Here is an 18383-nt window from a genome sequence, read left to right as displayed (position 1 = left end):
CTGAAGTCCTGCCCAATAGTTGAGTCGATTCCGCTACGGCAGCCCGCCCGGTGCCGGGCTGCCACGTCCTTCGAGTTTTGTTTGGTTCCGCTTCGCAGTAAGCGGCAACAGGAACTCGCTGAGACAAGACGAATGGCTACCGCCAGATCCCTCAACTATTTTTTTGACTTTGCACTTTCTCGCCGGGCTACAGCGGCGAACCTCGTGCGGCGGTGGGCATTCCACACCCGATGCATGTTGCGCAGTGCAAAGGCCAGCCCTCGTGCCGGACAGCTCAACTCAGGACCAGCAATCCCCCTGGCAAGGACGTGGCTTCCAGCTTGTAGGTATGCTCGATTTGCCATAACACCGCATCGAGAGATGTAATCAGGAATCGACCACTCACCAGATGGGCGCGAACGGCGGTGTTCACCAGCACGACACGGCCGGGTCGATAACGATTGATTTCTTCGACCACCTCGGCAAGCGGCGTATTGCGGAACACCATTTCTCCGGTACGCCAAGCCGACACTTCCTGCGGATCAGCGCCGGCGACGGAGCTGACGATACGATCGTCGTAGATGGCTTGCTGCCGAGCCAGGAGTGCGCGAATCCCCGAGGGATGCTCCACGCGCGCGGCACCTTCAAGACAGGTTACACAGACCTTGCCGTTGAGAAACTTCACGTCGAGGCGCCCCGATTCGGCTACGCTTCGGCCGACTCCCGCCGTCACGACGAAGCGCCGGCCGTCCCGGGACAGGTCGACGGCGGCCTGCCCATTGATGAGTTCCAGGCCGACCATTTCGCCATCGTCCATCTGTCGTCGAACGCTGGTCCGCGTGTTGAGCGTAACCAGAACACTGCCGGCTCGCCCGATTTCCTGCCGCTCGCCGGCGGCGGTACGGTAGTCCGCCCCCCACTCCGTGATCGCTGGCCAGACCCCAAGAGGTGGGTACACCACGGCTACGGCCGCTACGGCCGCAGCACTCACCGCTGCGCCCATGAATGCACGACGCCCCAACTGCACGGGGCGTGATGCATGGCTGTGTGCGGCGGCGATCCCCGGATTGGCACGCAGCAATTCCCCCGCCGCCGGCTTCATCGCAGTCCAGAGCCGCTTGGCTTCGTTGAACGCTTCCCTGTTGGCCGGGCTGCTCTGCAGCCAGCGTTGAAATCCTTGCGCATCCCATGCATTGACTTCGCGCGAGGTGAGCAAGCGCACCCAAGCCCGCGCTTCCTCCTGGAGCACGTCGTTGGAGACGGCATGTTGGTCGATGGGTTTCTTCACGATATCGAATCAAGCCACCATGAAGACACGCTCTGGATGGCGTCGTCGGGCCGCACGCAACTTCGGCGCGGATTGCGTTTCACGAGTAAAGACGAATGACAATGCTCAAATCCCTCAACTATTTTTGTCTGCTCGACATTTGGGCACAGAAATCGTGCGCGCGCTTCAATTCGTTCTCGACCGTGCGTATCGAAACCCCCAGTCGCTCGGCCACTTCCTTCTGCGACAATCCTTCCCAGCGGACCAGCAGCAAGATTTGCCGCCGGCGTGCCGGCAGGCGCGCCATGATTCTGCTCAAGGCCTCGAGCTCGGCACGGTCTTCGACCACCTGCGCCGGACCGGGTGCGGGATCGGACAGGTCCATGAGCGCCTCAACGTCGTCTGTCGACAAATTGCGGCTCTGCCTGCGCTGAATATCGACGGCGATATTGACCGCCATGCGCAGCAGATAGGCACTCGGGCTCAGGATCGGCCCGCGGTTCTCCTGGCGCTGCAACCTCAGATAGGTATCGTGCAAAGCATCGCCAGCCAGGTCATCGCTGCCCAGCACCCGCACGAGGCTTCGCTTGAGGTTGGCGTAGCGATTGGCCAAATGTTCCAGCAAGGCCGGCTGCGCGTCGTCGGACATAGCTAGGACGCCTCCCTGTCGCAGCGAAGCCTGCCATTGTGATCCCCGGGGACAATCAACATGGTTAGCGGTTGTTGCACCATATCCAGCGGTGGCGGAGGGACCTGAATCGTTCTCAAGGTATCCATCAGCGCCACGTCACGTTGGGGCTCCCCCGTCGAACCAAGCAAGCGCACCCCTTGGATGCGGCCATCGGCGCTCAATTGAAAGCGCATGAGCGCGCGGTAATTCCCGGGGGCGGTCCGTGGGGCGCTACAGAGTGCCTGCCAAATGCGGGATTGCACCTGGCCAGGATACCGTCGGTCACTGACCAGATTGTCGATCCCGGCATAGGGTGCCGGTGCGGCGTGCTCATCGGCTTCCATCAAGACAAAGGCACTGCCGCCTCCCCCTGCATTGTCTCGTTCTGCGACGAGGCCGGTCCCCTTGAGCAGCTGGTTCAGCGCGGCTTCAGGCAAGAAACGCCCCTGCACAGCTGACGACATGCGCCCGGTCACGAGTTCGCTTCGAAAAAGCACCGGCCGTCTGGACTGCGCCGCATAGCGGTCAAGTGCGGAATCCAAGGGTAGCGCGGGGATATCGAAGTCGAAAAACCTTTCATTTCTCCCGGCCGTGAGGCTGATGGCCGGCGCATCCGTCAACGGCAATGTGGCAGCGGTGCCCGGTCCATGCAGAGGCATGTCCGACCGTGATGGCCCGCCCGGCGTACCCGTCGACTGCGCGCACGCCACCCCAGTCGCAATCAGGAGCCCCAAGCCACTCAAGAATCCTGTCAGCGCAAGCACGCTGACCGATGCCGAGTTGCCTGTCATTTCAAACGCATGAGTCGCCGGAGTTTTTGGGAAAAGCGGGGTGGATGCTTCGCCAGCAATGTCGTCGAATTTCATGAATACTTCATGACAAACGCCTCTTTTCCCGTGTGACCTCCATCTGTCCGGTTATGGCCGATCGTCCTGGCGATTGATGTGAGGCGTCGGGAAACGCCAGCATGAACAGAAACAAGGAAGCCCCTGCGGAAAGTTCGAGGGTTTCACAGCGGGGGGCGATTCAGGGCGACCCAACGCTGAACAGACGGCCTTTGCCACTGATGCGCAGCGTAGTCAGCCAACCTTCCCGGCACCGTATCACCGTTGAGGACGAGCCGGTTCAGCATTAGAGCAAGGTCGACGTCCGCGATGCACCACTCGCCAAAGAGGTTCGGTGAATGGTCGGTAAGCAACACCTCGCAAGCAGAAAACAGTTTTCCTGCGGCCGTACGTGCTGCAGCAGATAGGGGCGCCGCGGGAGCGCCGTAAAATACCACCTCAGTGGGGCGCTCCTGCCGGATGGGCATGAGATCGCTTCGCAGCCACGCTTGGACCTGGCGTGCCCGAGCGCGACTGATCGCATCTTTTGGGTATAAAGAGATGCCCGGAAAAACCTCGTCGAGATATTCAGTTATTGCTGACGACTCGGACAAAGCGAAACTGCCGTGTATCAGCGCAGGTACACGCTGCGTGAGTGAGCGCTCTGCATACCCAGGTTCGAGGTTCGCATTGTTGGCCAGGTCGATGGTTACAAGCTCAAACGACAATCCCTTTTCGTGAAGGGCCACGAAGGCCGACATCGCATATGGACTTGCGAATTGAGCGTCGACGTAGAGACGCAGATTCGTTGAAGGCAAAGCGGGCTCCTGTTTGCTTACGCGAGGGAAACGATTGTCAACGATCCAGGCATCGATGTCGACCGGCTGTACTTGGCCGAACCCGCAAGCTCGTCGCCGGCCAACGCTCGATCGCCCCGACTCGGCCCCGAAACTTCTGTAGTTGACCCCGAACCGGCGAGAGCGCGCAGAACCGAGCCTTCAGACTTTCCAACCTGTTCAACACGCCGCCAGCGACGATGAGGTGATCCAACGTGCGCACGCAGCAGTTCTTCCCGACCCAGCGTCACTGGTACGTCCATGTTTCGAACAGTGCCAAGCCCAATCACGCCGTTGGCGACGGCAAACATGCGTTGCACGGCTGTTGCGTCCCAAGCTACTGATAGATCGCCCGCCGCGGTCTCATCTTGCAGATAGAACTGGAAGTCATCTGCGAATAGCTGGAGTTGATGTGATCGCGTTTGCGTAACGTGTACGGACTTGATTGCGGTCATTGCTGCAAGCGTGACAAGTTCTCTGCCAGTGATGGCGCCAGGTTCCTGAGCAATTTTCGTGAACACTTAGCCTCACTTGCTGATCGTCACGGTGCCATAAGTCATGAACACCCGCGCCGAGCCATCCGGGCCGCTATAGCCGCCCTGCCCACCGCCGAGGTGGCAGGCGAGCGCGGTGAATTCCCAGGCATCGTCCATCGACGCGGCGATCTTGCGGGTGGTTAGCCTCTCCAGCCCGTATTGCTGACCGAAGTCCCGCACGCGTCGGGCGTGCTCGCCGAGCGCCTCGGGTACCGAGGGGTGGTCCCAGCCCCATAGCCAGGTGCCGTCTTCGGTATCGTAGGTGCCAACCACCTGCACCGGCGAGGTCACCACCAGCCCTTTTTCGGCATTGGTGAAGATGATCGTCCCAGCGTCGAGATCGGCATTCCACGAGGCGGTGTCGAGGCCCCACATGTCGATCGCGGCTTGCGTGCGCATCCGCATTTCGTTACTCGCGCGCGCAATGGTGAGGTCCGGTTCGGGAAGCGTCGCGGCGTCGCCGTGGTCACCGTTACTGTCCCTCCCAGGGCCTTTATCACCACCGCCAAACAGCTTCTTCAGAAAACTAGCCATCCATATCCTCCATTTTTCAAACGAATTTTTTGCGAACACATACTATCGATTCTACGGGTAACCGATTCTGACTTGGGACGGCAAGATGGCAGACTTTGCAATGCCACCCAAAGAAACGAATTTTCCCGAACGCTAGAGCAATCGACTCTTTGGAAGCAACATCGAAAGACGATGAGTGATAGTTTCAACGGCCTGTTCAACTGAAACGTTAGCTGTGTCGACTACCAGATGATCTGATTCCCATGCGTCGTATTGACGTTCAAGCACGCTCTGCCATGTCGGCAGCTTGTGGCCTGGGATATCTGCATGTCGCCCTTCGACCCTCAGACGGTGCACCGCTGTATCAGAACAAATCAGCTCAATCTCGAAGATGCGCACACCTGCTTCGAGCGCCACGTTTCTCCAGGAGCTACGCGTCACATGCAACGAATTGACCGAGTCCGCGACGACGGTCATCCCAAGGCGCAAATTGTCTTTTGCAACGGCATATCCGGCCAGATAGCCAGCAGGTCCGATATCGGCCCCGTCGCTCCCGCCTGCAATAAATGCCCATTCCAACGTATCAATACGCAGATATACGGCGGCGAGCTTGCGCGCAAGTGTTTGCGCTACCGTTGTCTTTCCGGTGCCCGGTAGTCCTCCGAAGGCAATCAACATGTTCGACGCTCCCTGTATTCGAATCTCGGCTGATTGTCGTGGATTTCTGCCGCGACCTCTAGTGGCCGGTGTTGGCTGCGGTTTCATCCGTCCGATCCATCGGTTGAATCCACCACCCACTAGCGACGTTCGCACCCTCGACATGCAAACGTCAGACTTCCACCTCCACCACCCGAGCCTTCAAGCGCGGCGCGGCGAAATCAAGGAAAGCGCGCAACTTCAGCGGCAGGATGCCCTGTCCGGTGTGAACAAGGCTGATGGGCCACGGCGCCGGCTCGAATGGTGCTAGCACGATCTTGAGCGCGCCGGCGCGCAACGCGCTCGCCATCTGATAGGACACCACGCGCGTGATCCCGACGCCGGCCACCGCCGCATCGACCGCGGCTTCGGCCGTGCTGACGGCAAGCCGCGAACGGACGGGCACCGCGATCTCCGACTTGCCCGACATGAAGGTCCAAACCTGCCTGGATGTCATCCGTTCGAACGTAATGCATGCATGCGCGGTGAGCTCGAGGGGGCTCGTCGGCATGCCGTGTTCAGCGAAGTAGGCTGGGCTTGCGCACACCACCCGGCGCACTGTGCCGATCCGCGCCGCGACGAAGCTGCTGTCGGGCAGTTCGGCAACCCGCAATGCGACATCGACGTGCTCTTCAAGAAGTGGCACCACGCGGTCGGTCAGCACCATCCGCACATCGATGTCCGGATAGGTCTTGAGGAAGTCCGCGACCACGGGCAAAACATGCAGGCGCCCGAAGACCAGGGGTGCGGTGATGACGATCTCGCCTTTGGGCGCCGCATATTCCCCCGACGCCGCGCGCTCCGCTTCTCCCACTTCCTCGAGAATGCGCCGGCATGCGGCGACATACGCTTGCCCGGCTTCGGTGAGGGCAAGCTGTCGGGTGGAGCGGTGCAGGAGTCGGGTTTTCAGGTGCGACTCCAGGTCTGCGACCTTGCGGCTCACCGTTGCGAGCGGAATCTTGAGCTGGCGCGCCGCGGCAGAAAAACTGCCTGCTTCGACCACAGCCACCAGGATCGACATGGATTCGAAGCGATCAGCCATGTTCTCAGTTTTTGGGAGGATGATTTCCAATAATGGCAGATTCTCTTTATGCGTGGAAGAGAATACTATCGCCGGCACCTCCCCGACAAACGCGGCGGCGAGCGATTTGAGGCTTCTCGATGGGCTGCCCTGGGCCGCCACGTCTCAGGTCCCCAAAAATCTGGAGAATGTGCTGTGTCAACGCTTTCGAGCCCCCATCCGCAGTCCTTGCGAACAACCGCTTCCATCAGAAATCTGCCCGTCAACCTGTTTGCGTCGGTAATGGGCCTTGCCGGACTGTCCATTGCGTGGCGCCAGGCCAGCCACGAATTTGGGGCAAGCCCGCTGATCTCCGAAGCCGCCGGTATCCTTGCCCTGGTGGTCTTCGTCGTGCTGGGCGCAGGCTATCTCGTCAAGGCGGTCAAACATCCTGAGGCGGTCGTCGCCGAGTACCGACATCCCGTCGCCGGCAATTTCTTCGGCACGATCACGATCGCCATCCTGCTGCTTTCCTCGGTCGTTGCGCAACGGAGCCAGACGCTCGCCGAAGTCATGTGGACGGTGGGTACCATTTTCACGCTTGCGCTCTGTTTCGCGATTGCGGGCCGGCTGCTGCGGGGAAAGATTGACGCTGCGCACGCCGTTCCCGCCTGGTTTATCCCGGGTGTGGCCACGTTGGATATCGCCGTTGCCGGCGGGACCATGCCAATGCCGTGGGCGCATGAAGTCAACCTGTTCGCGCTGGCCGTGGGAACGATGATTGCCCTCTTGTTCTTTACGATGATCATGTCGCGAATGATTCACCACGAGCCGCTGCCCGCCGGCATGGTCCCTTCGCTGCTGATCCTGATGGCGCCGTTCGAAGTGGGCTTTCTTGCCTACACCAACTTTACGCAGCAGGTCGACACCTTCTCCGGGTTGCTGTTCTACTTCGGTCTTTTCATATTCATCACACTGGCACCCAAGGTGTTTCGCAGGGGAATTCCGTTCGCTTCCGGTTGGTGGGCGATCAGCTTTCCGATGGCAGCGCTGGCGATTGCCTCGCTGAAATACGCGACGTTCGTCCAGGCTTGGCCCGTGAAGGCGATTGCCATCATCCTGCTCGCCATGCTGACCATCGCGATTGCGGTGCTCTTTGTCAAAACGCTGCACATTCTCCTTAACGGTAAGCTGCTCGGCGGTTGAAACGGCGAACGACATGACCGAAGTTCAGAAGCTGCGCGTATTCTCCGACCCGGCAGGCGGCGCACCATCGCCGCCGCTACCGGACGTGATATCGGAAGGTTTGGCAGTCGTCTTTTGTGGAATCAACCCCGGCATGAGAGCGGCGGCAACTGGCCACCACTTCGAAGGCAATGGCAACCGCTTCTGGCGAGTCTTACATCTGGCCGGTTTCACGCCGGCGCTGATGCGCCCCGAAAACGACCGGGACCTGCTCACCCATCGGTGCGGATTGACTACGGCCGTTGGCCGGCCTACCGCACGGGCCGATCAGCTTTCACCGCATGAATTCCACGCATCGGCTTCGGCGTTACTGAAGAAAATTGAACTTCATCGCCCCACCTGTATCGCCTTCCTGGGGAAGACCGCGTACGCGGCCATTTCAGGTCAGCGGCACGTCTTATGGGGACGCCAGAACGCTATGTTCGGCGGGTCGACAGCGTGGATCCTTCCGAATCCGAGCGGATTGAACCGCTCGTTCAGCCTCGATGACCTCGTTGGGGCGTATAGAGCGCTGTACCTTGCGTATGCCTCGCCAGGTTTCCTGGCGCTGGCGGTAACCCAGCCGGCTCTCGAACATCCTCCGGAAGCTGGAAGTGACTAGCCGGGATGAGGCGGTGGCCAGGGTTCGGGATCTGGAGCTAGCGCTGGAGCTGGATGCCTAGGCTAGCCTGCTGTCACGCCGCCAGCGGTTCAATCTCGCGAGCGATAACGTCGCCTGCGGCAGCCCAGGCTACGCGCAAATCGTAAGCCGCTTGCAGGTTCGCCCAGAACTCCGGCGTCGTTCCGAAAAACCGCGCCAGGCGCAGCGCGGTATCTGCCGAAATGGCACGGCGGCAGCGCACGATGTCGTTGATGCGCGGTGCCGGCACGTGCAGGGCCATCGCGAGCGCATGCGCAGACATATTCAAGGGATCGAGAAAGTCCTCGCGCAGGATTTCTCCCGGGTGGATCGGCTCGATCGCCTCCCCGGTCGCCACATCCGAGAAATCGACCTTGTTCAGGTCTTCACGTTTGATCGTCATGGTGGCCTCGATGGTCAGTGATAGTCGGCAATTTCCACGTCATAGGCATCGCCGTTGTCGAAGTGGAAACAGACTCTCCACTGGTCATTGATCCGGATGCTCCATTGGCCTTTTCGATCGCCCTTGAGAGCGTCCAGACGATTGGACGGCGGAGCGCGCAGATCTTCAACCGCCACCGCGGCATCGAGCGCCCGGAGCCTGCGCAACGCAGCCCGCTGGATCTCGTGCGGGAGGCCGTTGACGAACTTGCTGGCAAACACGGCTGCGGTCGCTTTGTTCGCGAAGGTTCGAATCATGTTTTTCCATGCTATAACGCAGTACGTTTAACGTCAAGGATTAAACGTCAGACGTTAAATTCTGAGGCAGATTCAGACCATGCCAGCCCAGGCGGCTCACCGCCCACCGCATGAGCGGCACTCTGACGCTTCGCTGCGCCTTCCCCGCGATGACACGTGCGGGAATCGGCACAGCATACGAGGTCGGGAGTCCCACCGCGCGTTCAGTAACCATCTTTGCCGGCGCCGCAAAGAACTGTGACCAGCCCCGGCAGGGGATGTCGCATGGTGTTCGGGCCCAAACGCCAACGCCGCCTTTCGCGAACGCGACGGGCAAGGCGCACCATGACCTGGGCCGAACTTTGGCGCTAGGTGCAGTCCGTTGCCGCTGCGTTGCTGGAACCTGCGCGAAGTCTCGCCCGCCCTGTTCAACAACGTGCCCAGGACACCGTCGGGCCGCATCTCCGCCGTGGCGAAAAAGCTGGGCCGCCCCCCTTCCCCCCCTCTGCTCCCAGCCCCGCGTGCCGCCATCTGCCGTCCCCCGCCACCCGCGTAAAACCTCCTTGCAACGTCATGATTCGCCTGCTAGAGTCCACAACTGATCACTGCATAGTTAAAGAAGAATCGATCGCGCCGCCTGGCAGGCGCGACGACCAACGACAGGAGACACGATGGTTCCGGCACTATGGTTTGACGGGCGAGCGTACTCGGCCGACTGGATGAAGGGGGAGATCCAGCGCATTCTCGCTGGCCTGCACGATCTGCAATGCAAGGAGGGCGACACCATCGCCGCCATGCTGCGCAACAGCCCGGAGTACGTGGCGCTTGTGCTGGCCTGCCGCCAGGCGGGGCTGTACCTGGCATCGATCAACTGGCACTTCAAGGCGCTCGAAGCCAACCATATCCTGACCGACAGCGGCGCCCGCGTGCTGGTTGCCGATGCGGACCTGCTCGACCAGGTGCGCGAAGGCATCCCCACGGGCGTGGGCGTCATCCTGGTCTCGCGCGGCGCAGCGCCGCCGTCCAGCCCGCAGGCGCATCACTGGGCGGATTTCGGGGCGGGCCTGCCGGCCATGCCGCCGCGCACCGGCACCTCGCACGGGGCCATCGCCTATACCTCCGGCACCACCGGCAAGCCCAAAGGCGTGCGCCGCATTCCCGGCGCGCCCGAAGCCCGCGCTGCCATGGAGCAGCGGCTGCAGCGGGTCACCGACATCGTCTACGGCACCGGTGCGGACGTGACCGCCTACCTGTCCGCGCCGATCTACCACAGCGCGGCCATGGCCTACCTCTCGCACTTCTGCAACCTGGGCGCCACGCTGGTGCTGGAGCCGCGCTTCGATGCGCAGCGCACGCTTGCGCTGCTCGCGCGCCACAAGGTCACGCATGCCTACCTGGTGCCGACCATGTACCAGCGCCTGCTGGCCTTGCCGCCTGAAGCGCGCACGGGGCATGACTTGTCCGCGCTGCGCCAGGTGGCGTCGACCGGCTCGCCCTGCCCCGTTCCCATCAAGCAAGCCATGATCGCGTGGTTCGGGCCCATCATCACGGAGGCCTACGGATCGAGCGAGGCGGGCTACACCACGTTCGCCGACTCGGCGAACTGGTTGCGCCATCCGGGCTCGGCGGGCAGCCCGCTTCCCGATGCCGAAATCCGCATCCTGGACGAGGACGGTAACGCGTTGCCGGCGCGGGAAATCGGCCTGATTTATGTGCGCCAGCGCGCCCTGCCCGACTTCACCTACATCAACCGGCCCGAAGCCCGCGCGGCCGTGGAGCGCGACGGGCTGATCACGCTGGGCGACATGGGCTACCTGGATGAGGACGGGTTCCTGCACATCTGCGACCGCAAGGCCGATATGGTCATCTCGGGCGGCGTGAACATCTATCCGGCGGAGATCGAGTCGGTGTTGCAGACCATGCCGGGCGTTGCGGACTGCGCGGTCTTCGGCATTCCCGATGCGGAGTTCGGCGAAGGCCTGGCCGCCGCGGTCCAGCCAAGCCCGGGGCACAGCCTGGAAGGCGCGCAGGTGCAAGCGTTCCTGCGCGAACGCATTGCCAACTACAAGGTGCCGCGCATCGTCGAGATCCACGCGATGCTGCCACGGGAAGACACCGGCAAGATCTTCAAGCGCAAGCTGCGCGAGCCGCACTGGCAGGACCAGGCGCGCGCCATCTGACTTAGGCCACCTGATCCCTGACGCCTGACGCCTGACGCCTGACTTAATCCGTTCCCACCAGCATCGTGACGATAACAAGCCAGTAAAAACAACAAGCAAAACCAACCGATCGGAGACAGCAACCATGGCCATCGCCTTCCCCACCAACGAGCCCTATTTGTCCGGCTACTTCGCGCCGCTGCATGCCGAGTGCGACGCGCCCAACCTGCCGGTCACGGGCGAAGTGCCGGCCGGGCTGCGCGGCACCTATTACCGCAACGGGCCAAATCCGCAGTTCGCGCCGCGCGGCAAATATCATTGGTTCTCGGGCGATGGCATGCTGCACGCGTTTCATTTCGAGAAGGGCCGCGTGTCCTACCGCAACCGCTGGATCCGCACGCCGAAATGGGTCATGGAAAACGAGAACGGCGAAGGCTTGTCGGGCTCGCTGGCAAGCCGGCACCTGACGGACCCCAGGCTGCTTGAGCTGAACTCCACCGTGGCCAATACCAACGTGGTCTGGCATGGCGGGCGCCTGCTGGCGCTGGAAGAAGCGCACGCGCCGTTTGAAGTCGACCCGGTATCGCTGGCGCCGCGCGGCTACCAGACCTTCGATGAAAAGCTCTCCGGGCCCATGACCGCGCACCCCAAGATCGACCCGGTCAACGGTGAAATGGTCTTCTTCGGCTATGGGGCCCGCGGCCCGTTCACGCCGGACCTGATGCTGCATGTGGCAGACAGCCAGGGCAAGCTGCTGCGCTCCGTGCATATCGTCGCGCCGTTCCCGAGCATGGTCCATGACTTCGTAGTGACACGCACCCACATCCTGTTTCCCATCTTTCCGCTGACGGGATCGATGGAGCGCGCCGCCAACGGCCAGCCGGCCTATGCGTGGGAACCGGACAAAGGCACGCACATCGGCATCCTGCCGCGCGACGGCACCGCGGCGGACGTGCGCTGGTTTACCGGCGATTCGTGCTACGTCTTCCATCCGATGAACGCCTTCGACGCGCCGCACGGCGGCATCGTCTGCGACATGATGAAGTACGACGTGCCGCCGCTGTTCCCCGGGCCGGACGGACGCCCGCTCTCCAACGGCGCGCCCGTGGCCAGCCTGGTGCGCTGGACGTTCGACCTGGCGGGGAAATCCGGCTCGTACCGCGAGCAGCCGCTATGCGATACGCCGGGCGAGTTTCCGCGCCTGGACGAGCGCTTTGCCATGCTGCCCTATCGGCACGGCTACTACTGCAGCGGCGATATCTCCGCCTCCACCAAGGGCGACAGCCTGCGCAGCGGCCTGGCGCATATCGACCTGGCCACCGGGCAGGTCGCGCAGTACCAGCCGCCAGCCGCCGACAAATGCGGCGAACCCGTATTTGTCCCGCGCCATGCCGATGCCGACGAGGGCGACGGCTGGCTGCTGTCCGTGATCTGGCGCGCCGCGGAGAACCGCAGCGATATGGCCATCTTCAACGCGCAGGCGCTGGCGCAGGGGCCGGTGGCGCTGGTGCACCTGTCGCATCGCGTGCCCGCCGGCTTCCATGGCAACTGGCGTCCCGCCGACTGAGGCGGATGCATGCCGCCGGCGTGGCTGCCTGCGCCGGCGCATTGGCTGACCCGCTGATCAAACCCTTCCCGCAAGGACACACGCCTCATGGATTTCTCCCTTCTTATCGATGGCCAGCTTGTGGCCGGCGAACTCGCCCTGGACGTGATCAACCCCGCCACCGAGCAGGTCATCGCCACGGCGAGCGCCGCCTCGCGCGCGCAGCTCGACCAGGCCGTGGCGGCCGCCAGGCGCGCGTTTCCGGCATGGCGCGCCATGCCGCTGGCACAGCGCCAGGCGACGCTCGCCCGCGTCGCCGAGCTGACCCGCGCCCATGCGCAGGAACTCGCGCGTCTGCTATCGCAGGAACAAGGCAAGCCACTCTCCGACGCGCAAGGTGAAATCGCACTGTGCGCGGGGCTCTTCGACTACCACGCAGCACTGCCGCCGACCGTGCTGACGCCCACCGCGCCGGCATCGGGCCGGGCGCAACTCCGGCGCGAGCCGCTTGGCGTTGTCGGCACCATCGTGCCGTGGAACTATCCCATCGTGCTGATGGGTTTCAAGCTGCCGGCGGCGTTGCTGACCGGCAATACCGTGGTACTCAAGCCGGCCCCCACCACGCCGCTGGCCACGCTGCGCTGGGCCGCGCTGGTGAAAGACGCATTCCCGCCCGGCGTGATCAACGTGCTGGGTGACGCGGGCGAGCTTGGCCCCATGCTCACCAGCCATCCCGACATCCGCAAGATCTCCTTCACCGGGTCCACCGTCACGGGCCGCGCGGTGATGCGCAGCGCCGCCGACACGCTCAAGCGGCTGACGCTGGAACTGGGCGGCAACGATCCCGCCATCGTGCTGCCCGACGCCGACATTGACCAGATCGCGCCGCAGCTGTTTCGCAGTGCCTTCATGAACAACGGGCAGACGTGCGCGGCGATCAAGCGCATCTACGTGCACGAGAGCCTGCACGACCGCCTGGTCGGCGCGCTCGCCGCGCTGGCGCAAGACACGCAGGTAGGCGAAGGACTGCAGCCGGGCGTAAAGCTGGGCCCGCTGCAAAACCGGCGCCAGTTCGACTACGTGCGCGGGCTGCTGGCCGACACGCGCGCGCATGGCCGCATCGTTACGGGCGGCGAGAGTCCGGAGGGCCCGGGATATTTCATCCGGCCGGCGATCGTGTGCGAGGTGAAGGACGGCGACCGCATCGTCGATGAAGAGCAGTTTGGGCCGGTGCTGCCGGTGATCCGCTACACGGATGTCGACGCCGTGGTCGAGCGCGTCAATGCGTCCGAGTACGGACTCGGCGCATCGGTCTGGTCCGGCGACCGGGAGGCGGCGCTTGCCATCGCCGGCCGCATCGATGCGGGCAGCGTCTGGGTAAACACGCATTTCGTGGTATCGCCCGACATCCCCTTTGGCGGCGCGCGCCAGTCCGGCATCGGCGCAGAACTGGGCGAGCAAGGCCTGGCGGAATTCACGCAGCTCAAGGTGCTGGTGGGCTGACCGGGCCAGGCCCCTGGCCTAGCGCGGCGTTGCCGATCCCCGCAACGCCGCCAGGCAGAACTGCACGACAACATCGGCCATCTGCTCGGACGTGGGCCTGTGCGTGGAGGCGACCGGCAGGCGGCGGCGGTCGATGGTCAGTGTGGCCAGGCCGTGGGTGGCGGCCCACACGGAGAACGCCAGTTGTTCTTCGCTGAGTTCGCCGACGCCTGGCGCTTGCAGTACTGGCCCAATGGCGCTGCGCAGCACCTGGAACGAGGCAGCGCCCGCCTCCTCCAGATCCGGATACTGCTCCCGGTCCGCGATCTCCGGCCCGAACATCAGGTGAAACCGCGCGGGATGCGCCTGGGCGAACTCCACGTAGGCGAGCATGATCGCCCGCAGCCGGCCTTCCGCATCGGCAGGGTCGATGTTCTCCACGCTCTGGCGGCGATACGCCACCAGGTCGCGAAACGCCTGCGCCGCAATGGCAGCGAGCAGCCCGTTCCTGTCCTTGAAGTGATAGGCCGGCGCGCCCGGCGAGACGCCAGCCAGCTTGGCTGCCGTGCGCATGCTCATGCCCGCGATCCCCTCGGTATCGAGCAGATGGGTGCCCCACGCGATCAGCGAAGCGCGCAGGTCGCCATGGTGCCATTGCCCTTCCGGCTTGGTGGTTCCACCTTGGGACTGGCCCTGCTTTACCGGGGCGTCGCCGCGTGCTGTTGCTCGTTTTTTCATGGAAGCGGATTTTATCAAATGCCCGCGCCGCGGCAGGAATGCCCACGGTTTTCTCAATAATTAGACAATTGTGCCGTCGCGGCTGCTGCGGACCAGCATGAGGTGCCCGCGGGCTGCAGCCCGGGATGCCACCAGGCACCTAAAAATCCCTTGCAAAGGCGATTTCCTACGCGTAATCTAAAAAAAAAGACAGATGCCGAATGGCAAAGGCTATTTGCAGCGTAGTACCTGCAGCCCGGTCCATCCGGTTATTTTTTCTCCGTGTAGTCTATAAATTGAGACAGTCTCGGGCTACCCGTCATATCCCATAACCCGGGCCAGCCGGCAACACCAGTAACCCGCGCAACAAGTGAACCCAAAGGCGCTACCCGTCGACGACTCAGCCCGCCGGCCGGCGCACATGCTCAACAAAGGCACAGAGGAACGCCCCATGGAAGCCAACGCTCGCGCATCGGTCCCCACGTCCGACGCCCCGCCCCTACAACCCGACCGGGCCTCGTCCTACGCCCGGAAGGCGCTGGCCGGCTCGGCCATCGGCTACGCGATGGATGGGTTCGACCTGCTCATCCTCGGTTTCATGCTGCCCGCCATCAGCGTGGCGTTGAGCCTTAGCACCGGACAGTCCGGCGCCCTGGTGACGTGGACGCTGATCGGCGCGGTTGCCGGCGGCATCCTCTTCGGCGCGCTGAGCGACCGTTACGGGCGCGTGCGCGTGCTCACCTGGACCATCGTGCTGTTTGCGGTCTTCACCGGCCTGTGCGCGTTCGCGCAGGGGTTCTGGGATTTGCTGGCCTACCGCACCATCGCCGGCATCGGCCTGGGCGGCGAGTTCGGCATCGGCATGGCGCTGGCCGCGGAAGCCTGGCCCGCCAGCAAGCGCGCGCGGGTGTCGTCGTACGTGGCGCTGGGCTGGCAGAGCGGCGTGCTGCTGGCGTCCTTGCTGACGCCGCTGCTGCTGCCGCATATCGGCTGGCGCGGCATGTTCCTGCTGGGCGTGGTGCCGGCGCTGGTGGCCTGGTTCGTGCGCAACCGGCTGCATGAGCCGGAAGTGTTCGTGCGGCATGCCGAGGCCCGGGACAAGACCCAGCACAAGAACAAGCCGAGCGCGTTCAAGCTGCTGGTGGCCGATGGCCGCACCACGCGGACCAGCCTTGGCATCGTGATCCTGTGCTCGGTCCAGAACTTTGGCTACTACGGCATCATGATCTGGCTGCCGACCTATTTGTCCAAAGCCCTGGGCTTCTCGCTGACCAAGTCCGCCATGTGGACCTCGGTCACCATCGTGGGGATGATGGTCGGCGTCTACGTGTTTGGCCAGTTGGCCGACCGCATCGGGCGCAAGCCCAGCTTCCTGATCTTCCAGGCGGGCGCGGTGGCGATGGTGATCGCGTATGCGCAGATGTCCGACCCCGTCACCATGCTCTGGGCCGGCGCGGTCATGGGCCTGTTCGTCAACGGCATGATCGGCGGCTACGGCGCGCTGATCTCGGAAGCCTATCCCACCGCGGCGCGCGCCACCGCGCAAAACGTCCTGTTCAACATCGGGCGTGGCGTGGGCGGCTTCGGGCCCATCGTGGTCGGGGCCCTTGCCGCAGCCTATTCCTTCCAGGTGGCCATTGCCCTGTTGGCCAGCATCTACGTGCTGGACATGATCGCCACGATCTTCCTTATCCCCGAGCTCAAAGGTGTCGAGCTGGAATAGGCGGCTCGCACTGCATCGCCCCATATCGCATTGGTCAATAGTCATTCGTCATTGGTCATTAGCCAGGACTCAGGAGTCATCATGCCTGCAACCTTGTGCCGCCCGGACAGCACCGCCACGGTAGCGTCCTATCGCTGCCGCGTGGTCGAACATTCGTGGGTCAACCAGCGCTACAAGCACATCCGCCTGGAAGCGGACGCGCCCATTGCCAGGATCACGAAGCCCGGGCAGTTCTACCAGCTCCGCTGCCCCACCACCGACACGGAACAGCCGTTCCTGCTGCGCCCCATGAGCGTCTATGGCGCGGGGCCGGAGGATGGCCGCATCGAGTTCCTCTACAACGTGACCGGCGTGGGCACGCGCGCCATGGCCAGCCTGCCGGTGGATGGCCACATGGAGATCGTCGGCCCGCTCGGCAACACCTTCACCTTCAGGCCGGATTTCAGGCGGGTCCTGGTGGTGGCGCGCGGCGTGGGCCTGGCCACCATGGCGCCGCTGATCCAGCAGGCGGCCGAAGCCGGCGTCGCCATTACCGCGGTCATGTCGGCCCGCACCCGCGCCGACCTGATGGAGCACGAGTTCCTGCGCGGGGCCAACGCCCAAGTGCATAGCGTGTTCGATGCCGATGGCTCCTCGTCGGTGCAGGCCATGGAAGTACGCATGCGCGGCCTGATCGGGCAGCAGCGGCCGGATGCGGTCTACACCTGCGGCTCGCACCGCTTGCTGATGCTGCTGCAGCGCGTGCTGGCCGACCATCCCGAGGTAGTGGGCGAAGTCGCCATGGAGCAGCGCATGGCGTGCGGCATGGGCGTGTGCCTGTCTTGCGTGCGGCTGTTCGATTGCGATGGCGACAAGCAATTCCTGCGGGTCTGCCGGGAAGGCCCGGTGTTTTCCATTCATTCAGTGGTCGGGGAGGTGGAGTTTGGCTGATCTCACCGTTCGGGTTGGCGACTTGACGCTGCGCAACCCAGTCATGCCCGCCTCCGGCTGCTTTGCCATCGAGTACCGCGAAGCGCTGGACCTCAACCAGCTTGGCGCCCTGGTGATCAAGAGCGTGTCCCCCAGCGCCCGGGCCGGCAACCCCACGCCACGGGTAGCCGAGGCCTATGGCGGCATGCTGAACGCCATCGGCATCCCGAGCAAGGGGCTCGACTATTACCGCGAATGCGTGCTGCCGCCTTACACGCGTTACGACACGCCAGTGGTGGTGTCGATCTCCGCCGATACCGCGGAGGCGTTCGCCATGGCGTGCGAACAGCTGTCCTTGCCCGAGGTTGCCGCCATCGAGGCCAATATCTCGTGCCCCAACCTGGAAGCCGACGGCATGGCCTTTGCCATGCTGCCCGAGACCACCTACAAGGCGGTCTGCGCCATCCGCCAGCGCACGCGCCACCCCGTCTGGGTCAAGCTCACGCCCAACGCCAGCCATATCGCGGCCGTGGCCCGGGCGGCGGAAGACGCCGGCGCCGACGCCATCGTCATGGGCAACACGGTGCTGGGCATGGCCATCGACGTGCGTACCCGCAAGCCCAAGCTGGGCAACGTCATGGGCGGCCTGTCCGGCCCGGCCATCAAGCCGATTGCCCTGCGGCTGGTGCACCAGTGCTTTCGCGCCGTGCGCATCCCCATCATCGGCTGCGGCGGCATCCAGAACGCCGAGGATTGTGCCGAGTTCATGCTCGCCGGCGCGGCCGCCGTCCAGGTCGGCACGGCGTCCTTCCGGGACCCCGGCGTCATGCAAAAGATCATCGACGGGCTGCAGGACTATTGCCAGGAAACCGGCACCGAGGCGCTGCGCGACCTGGTGGGCCAGGTCCGGCTCGACCAGCACTTAAGCGACCGCTGGCTGCGCTTCGCGCAGCAATCCGGCTGAGCGCCATCGGCATAAAGCCA

The 18383-nt window shown here is 63.6% G+C and carries 19 protein-coding genes; 8 read left to right on the top strand and 11 right to left on the bottom strand.

The genetic code is table 11. The annotated features are described in order from the left end of the window. Positions 1–274 precede the first annotated feature (274 nt). The 8 genes from ACX12D_RS08620 to ACX12D_RS08585 all read right to left on the bottom strand — a co-directional run bounded on the left by ACX12D_RS08620 (position 275) and on the right by ACX12D_RS08585 (position 6363). The gene (locus ACX12D_RS08620) at positions 275–1267 is read right to left on the bottom strand and encodes a FecR family protein (RefSeq protein ID WP_459373664.1); all 993 of its coding nucleotides are present in this window, start codon (positions 1265–1267) and stop codon (positions 275–277) included. A 118-nt stretch (positions 1268–1385) separates the two neighbouring features. Continuing rightward, positions 1386–1895, bottom strand: coding sequence for an RNA polymerase sigma factor (locus tag ACX12D_RS08615; RefSeq protein WP_459373663.1), 510 nt, complete (start codon positions 1893–1895; stop codon positions 1386–1388). A 2-nt stretch (positions 1896–1897) separates the two neighbouring features. Beyond that, positions 1898–2782 carry a secretin and TonB N-terminal domain-containing protein gene (locus ACX12D_RS08610; RefSeq protein ID WP_459373662.1) on the bottom strand — a complete coding sequence of 295 codons (885 nt, stop codon included), beginning with the start codon at positions 2780–2782 and terminating at the stop codon, positions 1898–1900. A gap of 143 nt (positions 2783–2925) precedes the next feature. Next, positions 2926–3558, bottom strand: a complete 633-nt coding sequence (yfcF, locus tag ACX12D_RS08605) for a glutathione transferase (protein WP_459373661.1) — start codon at positions 3556–3558, stop codon at positions 2926–2928. A 17-nt stretch (positions 3559–3575) separates the two neighbouring features. Further along, on the bottom strand, positions 3576–4097 hold the full coding sequence (locus ACX12D_RS08600; protein ID WP_459373660.1) for a hypothetical protein: 522 nt from the start codon (positions 4095–4097) through the stop codon (positions 3576–3578). Positions 4098–4103: 6 nt separating this feature from the next. After that, positions 4104–4646 carry a DUF6882 domain-containing protein gene (locus ACX12D_RS08595; protein WP_459373659.1) on the bottom strand — a complete coding sequence of 181 codons (543 nt, stop codon included), beginning with the start codon at positions 4644–4646 and terminating at the stop codon, positions 4104–4106. 132 nt (positions 4647–4778) lie between these two features. Next, positions 4779–5303: an AAA family ATPase gene (locus tag ACX12D_RS08590; protein WP_459373658.1), complete on the bottom strand. Its 525-nt coding sequence runs from the start codon at positions 5301–5303 to the stop codon at positions 4779–4781. A 151-nt stretch (positions 5304–5454) separates the two neighbouring features. Beyond that, positions 5455–6363, bottom strand: coding sequence for a LysR substrate-binding domain-containing protein (locus tag ACX12D_RS08585; protein WP_459373973.1), 909 nt, complete (start codon positions 6361–6363; stop codon positions 5455–5457). Between the two features lie 174 nt (positions 6364–6537). Between ACX12D_RS08585 and ACX12D_RS08580 the strand changes: the two genes are divergently transcribed. Together ACX12D_RS08580 and mug are read left to right on the top strand one after the other, a co-directional pair. Then, the gene (locus ACX12D_RS08580; RefSeq protein ID WP_459373657.1) at positions 6538–7527 is read left to right on the top strand and encodes an SLAC1 anion channel family protein; all 990 of its coding nucleotides are present in this window, start codon (positions 6538–6540) and stop codon (positions 7525–7527) included. 13 nt (positions 7528–7540) lie between these two features. Further along, the gene (gene mug, locus ACX12D_RS08575; protein WP_459373656.1) at positions 7541–8167 is read left to right on the top strand and encodes a G/U mismatch-specific DNA glycosylase; all 627 of its coding nucleotides are present in this window, start codon (positions 7541–7543) and stop codon (positions 8165–8167) included. A gap of 73 nt (positions 8168–8240) precedes the next feature. Here mug and ACX12D_RS08570 read toward each other — a convergent pair whose 3' ends face one another. Both ACX12D_RS08570 and ACX12D_RS08565 read right to left on the bottom strand, forming a co-directional pair. Then, complete coding sequence (locus ACX12D_RS08570; RefSeq protein ID WP_459373655.1) at positions 8241–8588, bottom strand: HigA family addiction module antitoxin; 348 nt, start codon at positions 8586–8588, stop codon at positions 8241–8243. A gap of 14 nt (positions 8589–8602) precedes the next feature. Next, positions 8603–8884, bottom strand: a complete 282-nt coding sequence (locus ACX12D_RS08565; protein WP_459373654.1) for a type II toxin-antitoxin system RelE/ParE family toxin — start codon at positions 8882–8884, stop codon at positions 8603–8605. A gap of 650 nt (positions 8885–9534) precedes the next feature. Here ACX12D_RS08565 and ACX12D_RS08560 point away from each other — a divergent pair. From ACX12D_RS08560 to ACX12D_RS08550, 3 genes are all read left to right on the top strand, one after another. Further along, complete coding sequence (locus ACX12D_RS08560) at positions 9535–11043, top strand: AMP-binding protein (protein ID WP_459373653.1); 1509 nt, start codon at positions 9535–9537, stop codon at positions 11041–11043. Between the two features lie 124 nt (positions 11044–11167). Beyond that, positions 11168–12589 (top strand): carotenoid oxygenase family protein, encoded by a 1422-nt coding sequence (locus ACX12D_RS08555; protein WP_459373652.1) that lies wholly within the window; start codon positions 11168–11170, stop codon positions 12587–12589. A gap of 87 nt (positions 12590–12676) precedes the next feature. Continuing rightward, positions 12677–14071: an aldehyde dehydrogenase family protein gene (locus tag ACX12D_RS08550; RefSeq protein ID WP_459373651.1), complete on the top strand. Its 1395-nt coding sequence runs from the start codon at positions 12677–12679 to the stop codon at positions 14069–14071. 18 nt (positions 14072–14089) lie between these two features. Here ACX12D_RS08550 and ACX12D_RS08545 read toward each other — a convergent pair whose 3' ends face one another. Next, a complete protein-coding gene (locus ACX12D_RS08545; protein ID WP_459373650.1) occupies positions 14090–14788 on the bottom strand; it encodes a TetR/AcrR family transcriptional regulator in 699 nt (232 codons plus the stop codon). A gap of 430 nt (positions 14789–15218) precedes the next feature. Here ACX12D_RS08545 and ACX12D_RS08540 point away from each other — a divergent pair, with 430 nt between their 5' ends. From ACX12D_RS08540 to ACX12D_RS08530, 3 genes are all read left to right on the top strand, one after another. After that, complete coding sequence (locus ACX12D_RS08540; protein ID WP_459373649.1) at positions 15219–16490, top strand: MFS transporter; 1272 nt, start codon at positions 15219–15221, stop codon at positions 16488–16490. An 81-nt stretch (positions 16491–16571) separates the two neighbouring features. Continuing rightward, positions 16572–17420, top strand: a complete 849-nt coding sequence (locus tag ACX12D_RS08535; protein ID WP_459373648.1) for a dihydroorotate dehydrogenase electron transfer subunit — start codon at positions 16572–16574, stop codon at positions 17418–17420. Next, entirely contained in the window at positions 17413–18363 is a 951-nt protein-coding gene (locus ACX12D_RS08530) for a dihydroorotate dehydrogenase (protein ID WP_459373647.1), read from the top strand. Before ACX12D_RS08535 ends, ACX12D_RS08530 begins: the two co-directional genes overlap by 8 nt. Positions 18364–18383 lie beyond the last annotated feature (20 nt).

The sequence above is a fragment of the Cupriavidus sp. PET2-C1 genome (assembly GCF_054515855.1).
The sequence above is the reverse complement of the archived record's forward strand: the minus strand, read 5'-3'. Positions and strand labels throughout refer to the sequence as shown.